Origin of the sequence: Moorena sp. SIO2C4, assembly GCF_010672485.1 — a bacterium.
In the GTDB taxonomy this organism is placed as follows: Bacteria; Cyanobacteriota; Cyanobacteriia; order Cyanobacteriales; family Coleofasciculaceae; genus Moorena; species Moorena producens.
On record NZ_JAAHGN010000568.1, the window covers coordinates 1 to 4797 of the forward strand.

Below are 4797 nucleotides of genomic sequence, written 5' to 3' on the forward strand. Positions count from 1 at the left end.
CTGATCTACTTGTGCTTGAGTAATTTGCACCAGTGGCTCTTGGAAATTACTGCTACTAGCACGGGTAATGTCTACAGCTGTCTTATTAGCTTGGCTCAACAGTTGATCAACAGCTTGATTTACGGCTGTTGGATCGACAATTCGTACTACTCCAGAGGTGAGTACCTGACCACGAAATAAAGCAACATTTCCCTGACGCAGTACTCGATAATTCTGATAGTACTGTTCTAGAATTGCGAGTTCCCGTTTTAAAAAAGCCAGTTGTTTTTCTTGTGATTCAAGTTGTTTATTACGTTTAGCAAGTTGACTCTCCTTTTGTTTAAGTTTTTGTTCAAGTTCTTTAAGTTCTTGTTCGAGTTCTTTTAGGAAAGTTTCACGCTGAGCAATGACTTGATCTCGTTCAGCAATTTTCTGGTCAAATTGTTTTATAGCTTGGTCTTTCTCAGCCAGCTCCTGATCCCGCTGTTGGATCGTTTGGTCTTGTTTGAGGATAGCTTGGTCTCGCTCTTGGATAGCTTGGTCTCGCTCTTGGATAGCTTGGTCTCGCTCCAGCATTTCCTGATCCCGTTTCTTCACCAATTCTTTTAATTGAGTGATTTGGCTCTGGAGTTGGGTAATTTGTTCATTGAGTTGATTCCGCTGTTGGATTAGCAGCTGACGTTCCCTGAGGAGTGACTTAATTTCAGTACGCAGCACCCCAACCTGAGCAGAGACGTCTTTCAGTTGATTTTGAGCCTGTTGGAAATTTCGATTAGTTTCATCCAGACGCTTCTGAACCTCTATTTGCTCTGCTTTGGCCTCGGCTAACTTCTGCTCTACTCGATCTTTCTCATCCTCTAATTGGCTGACCTCCCGGCGAGCACTTCTAAGTTTTTTGAGGATATTATCAAGCTCAAAAATCCCATCTCGTAGAGACTCACTGGTGGCAAACAAAATCCCCAAGGTCGAGGCAGAAATTAAGCCACCGGTGATAATTGTTACTACCGTGGCAGTAGTACGGGGACGTAGATTAAATAAACTCAGCCGTGCTTTTCCTACTCGTGTACCCATGCGATCGCCTAAGGTAGCGAGTAACCCCCCCAACACCAAAATTGAGGCAATCAGGATATAAGCGCTGGTCATCTAAAGCCTCACGGGAGAGTGGAAACTACTATTATTTATGTGGTCATTTATGTGGTGGAGGAAACGCGAGGAGGCGATTTTAACTGCTGTCAAAGTACTACAATAATAGTTATACAAAAAAAACTTTAAGGTTGGCTGGGACTCCCAGTGGTGGGAAATTCCACTGAAAAGACAATCAATCGAAATGATTGATTGGCTACAGCCACGTAGTCTAGTTTTAGCCCCTACAAGCAAAGGCTTTAAGGCTAGTGAATCAAACCACATACTTACAAACCACATACTTACAAACCACATACTTAAAGGTAACCTCAACCCCCACCACCGTGAGAGAGTAGCGGTAATTGGCACTGCCTGATGGACTGCAAGCCTATTGGTTTTACGGAAGGTGAGGTTGATGTGGTTGTTTCGAGCAATGGCTAACATTTGTTAGTTAACTCCTCCGAAGAATCTGCGCCTATGGAAGAGCGCAGAGTTTCAATACTGCATTGTTGTCTATCCAGATACAGCCTATCTCATAGCTGTAGAGAATTATGTTTATTTATGGTAAACTACCCAAAAGATTTATCGACTTCCAGCACCAGCAGTAGGGCATGGGGAGTAACCCATAGACTAACAAATCATCCCTAGTTTGTACAAAGCGCGCTCCAAACAATAGACCTGGTAGTTTTGAGTTATCAAACTAACCTTGAAATCCCTAAAATGTTTATAGAATTCGTAGCAAATATTTTTGTTTAAAATTTTTGTTTAAAGAATTATTTCCTTGGGCTGTAACGCTTATATGCTACACTCTACAAGTCTTTGCATAAATGAAGTATACCACGCCTCACACCCTACCCGAGATAACCACACGATACCGGATACAGACCGATGATTACTCCAGATGAATGCCATACAGACGGGTAGGTGTCCCATCTGGGCATCTAGATTCCATTTGATTTTACTATAGGCTATCCAATCTCCCCTGACTCTCCAACCGATGCGTTCACCTAGCCTGACGCAGTCTCCTGCCACCTCTTGATAAATGGACTGCTGAACACTAAGCCCAAAGTGTCCTTGGCTGTATCTTACCCAAAGCTGGTCAATGGTCAGCAGGTCAGCACAGGGAAATGTTTTGAGCGACTCTACATCTAGCCATTTTTCAGCTTCTCGACCTGCTGCTTCCAGGAGTACCCTGGCTGTCTCTAGGTCGGCTTCTTTCCACTTCCCTGCTGCTAGTAAGTCTCGCAGTTTAGTGTAGTCTACTCCTTTTTCAGAACGCAGTTTGAGTTCAGGTTCATAGTGATGTCGTGTCATAGGTTTGCGCCATGGTGATGGGAGTTGATCTGCAAAGATACAGTAAAGATAAAGTTTTGGCTTGTCTGTCTGGTGTGGGGTACACCCATCAACCATAGCATTGCCCCAGGAGTCAACTACCAGACACTGACCGCAAAGCCATACAGCAATCATCGATAAATTCTAGGTATTAGGCTAATGGTATTAGGTATGAGGTACAACAGGGGCACTTGACAAGCTCCGTCCTAACCGAGGGGCTAGCCAACTTTCAACAGAACCCTCCCTAGAGCCTAAACCCTAGAGCCTAAACCCTAATATCAAGTCAGGTTGAATACCCATAATTAGAGGGAGGGTGGGAAGTGTGGGAAGTGTGGGGAGGGTGGGAAGTGTAGGGAGATGGGTAGATGGGTAGATGGGGGAGATTTTTATTAAGGGTAATTATCCCGACATGATATAAATTCTGTTCGCGAAGGGTGACCGCAGGTCAAACAGGTATCTAAGAGACAAAATATGTAACAAAATGCGAACGCGCCCCGCGTGGCCTACGGCCAATCGCATCTTTACAGATGTTCCTTGTAGTGCTTCAATGTATAGCCTGTGGTTAAGGAGTTTAACAGGAAACCCGCCCGAAGAGGCTTAGGGGTAACACCCCTCATTCAAATTCACTACCAGTATCCGAAAATTACTGGTAGTCTAATTTAATGAACATGAGACCTGCTCCCGTTTAGTTGCTCCATTTCTGTTGACGGTTGACACAAAATAATCAACTATAAAGTGTCAACATAAAGTGTCAACAAAACCAAGTTTCACCGAATTGTGCAGGTAAAATGTGGCTCAAACGGGTTTTTAATGCAAATTATTACGTTGGAGCAAACTTAAAATTATGGCACCTGTATGGCCCCTAAAGACGGTCGTGTTTCAAACTCTCTTCCTGCTGGTGGTAATTGCGGTGGAAGGGATAGTCTTACAACGAGGGCTAAAACTCAACCGCAAAACCAGCATGCAGCAAGCAGCATCGATTAATCTACTTTCCACTATTGTAGGTTGGTGCTGTTTTTTTGCCCTTCACGACCAACTCCCTACGGAATTTCAAGGCCAGATGATTAGTTATATCTTTTTCGATCACTTTTCAGAGGATAAGCCTGACAATTTTTATACTCTTATTGCTATGAGTGTGATCACAATTTTCTTTCTTTCCTTTATTATTAAGCTGGCAGGGCTGAGGTTACTCAAAATCTTTTTAGAACTAGCTGAAGATCAGGCAACTGGTTCCACATCGGCTTCCGACGAGGAAAAGTCATTATCCTTGAGGCGCTCTGGTCAGAGAGGATCGGGTGGGGAAAATCGAGCTATGGTCGTCCTCATTGCTAATTCCTGTAGCTATAGCGCTATCTTACTGCTTTTGTTTCTGCGTTTCCTTTATGTCAACCCCATTAGTGGATAACTAGCGTCGTGAAATTTTTCACATCCCTATTCGAATTTGTCATTGGCTTAGCGGTGGTAGACTGGGTGGTAAAGGTACTGAAACCTCCCAAGGCATTTTCCTGGCAGGCTCTAATGTGGCTAACTGTGTTTTCCTATGTAATGGCAGGGTTAGCCACGGGATTTGTACAACGGCTGATAGCAAGCTGTGGTGGTATTTTGTTTATTTTATTTGTCTACTGGGTAACGGCAGCGGCGGCTAAGCTAAGAATTGCCAAGAAGAACAAAGACGCCAAGACAGGCTTGCCCCTGGGTCCCTGGATTACCGGCGCATTAACTAGTATTTATCTATTCGGCATCAATTTAAACCTTGGAGAATACCAGCCCGAAATTCAGGGTATCAGTACCTATTTATTCGGCATCGACTCAAGGGACGTATCATCCTGGACGTTCATTAGTTGGCCATTGATATCAGCCGTAATTGCGACTTTACCTTATATTTTAGCAGTAAGATTGGAGCTAAAAAAACCATCTCCAGCAGAACGTCAATATCTAGTTATATTATTCGGTAGCCAGCTCTTGATTAGCTGCTGGATACAGTTTTATTTCGTGATTCAAAACTGGCTAGTGCAATATCCTAGCTTACTGAGTGATGATTTTATCCATAGTTCCTTTGTCTGGAAATTGCCCTCTGCCCAAGTCACTATGCTATCTAGAGGTGTATCGATATTAGAGGGGATGGAAGTTCAATTGAAAGAAGAGTTGAATGCAAAATCTTGGTCAGAGGTTGAGAAATCCCTGCTTAAGGTAAATCACCAAAAGTTACTGAAGGAGATTGAATATCAAGCCAAGCAAAGCTCACCGGTTGCTGAAGATCCTCTATGGAAAGTAACCTATAAATTTTCATCCAGGGAGTCTGGGTATGACTATAACTTAGACTTGCAGGCCAATTGGAACGGTCCCCGTTCAAGCCCTGACACA

At 43.6% G+C, this 4797-nt stretch carries 4 protein-coding genes; 2 read left to right on the forward strand and 2 right to left on the reverse strand.

The annotated features are described in order from the left end of the window. Together F6K20_RS24600 and F6K20_RS24605 are read right to left on the reverse strand one after the other, a co-directional pair. Positions 1-1122, reverse strand: a 1122-nt coding sequence (locus F6K20_RS24600; RefSeq protein WP_287296370.1) for a DUF3084 domain-containing protein, incomplete at its 3' end; no start/stop codon positions are given. Positions 1123-1896: 774 nt separating this feature from the next. Further along, positions 1897-2568, reverse strand: coding sequence for a GUN4 domain-containing protein (locus tag F6K20_RS24605; RefSeq protein ID WP_287296372.1), 672 nt, complete (start codon positions 2566-2568; stop codon positions 1897-1899). 709 nt (positions 2569-3277) lie between these two features. Here F6K20_RS24605 and fraC point away from each other — a divergent pair. Beyond that, positions 3278-3838, forward strand: a complete 561-nt coding sequence (gene fraC, locus F6K20_RS24610) for a filament integrity protein FraC (protein ID WP_008187702.1) — start codon at positions 3278-3280, stop codon at positions 3836-3838. 8 nt (positions 3839-3846) lie between these two features. Beyond that, positions 3847-4797 (forward strand): DUF5357 family protein (locus tag F6K20_RS24615; protein ID WP_287296374.1); only part of this gene is annotated, 951 nt, incomplete at its 3' end.

What these genes read in the sequence shown, in the direction of transcription:
- F6K20_RS24605 (WP_287296372.1), bottom strand. Translation starts at nt 2,568, where the DNA reads ATGATTGCTGTATGGCTTTGCGGTCAGTGTCTGGTAGTTGACTCCTGG.
- fraC (WP_008187702.1), top strand. Translation starts at nt 3,278, where the DNA reads ATGGCACCTGTATGGCCCCTAAAGACGGTCGTGTTTCAAACTCTCTTC.